Origin of the sequence: Streptomyces sp. DH12, assembly GCF_020873895.1 — a bacterium.
Taxonomy (GTDB): domain Bacteria; phylum Actinomycetota; class Actinomycetes; order Streptomycetales; family Streptomycetaceae; genus Streptomyces.
On record NZ_JAHWGT010001279.1, the window covers coordinates 1 to 429 of the forward strand.

A 429-nucleotide genomic window follows, 5' to 3' on the forward strand; every position below is an offset into this window, starting at 1 on the left:
CCAACAACTCCGCCTGGACCACCTTCCGCACGGTCGTCAACGAGCGCTGGTCGCACGGCAACGTCGTGCTGCTCGGCGACGCCGCCCACACCGCCCACTTCTCCATCGGCTCCGGCACCAAGCTCGCCGTGGAGGACGCCCTCGCTCTCGCCGCCTGCCTGAGCGAGCAGCCCACGCTCACCGACGCCCTCGACGCCTACGAGACGGAACGGCGGCCCGTCGTCGCCTCCACCCAGCGCGCGGCCCGCGCCAGCCTGGAGTGGTTCGAGAACCTCGCTCTGTACCTGCACCAGCCGCCGCGCCAGTTCGCCTTCAACCTGCTCACCCGCAGCCGCCGCGGCACCCACGACAACCTGCGGCTGCGCGACGCCCGCTTCTCCGAGGCGGTGGAGCGCGGCTTGGGCTGCCAGCCCGGCACACCGCCGATGT

At 72.5% G+C, this 429-nt stretch carries 1 protein-coding gene; it reads left to right on the plus strand.

Going from position 1 to position 429, the window contains the following annotated elements:
- A partial coding sequence (locus tag LPA54_RS39675) for an FAD-dependent monooxygenase (RefSeq protein WP_228985254.1) occupies nucleotides 1–429 on the plus strand: 429 nt, incomplete at both ends.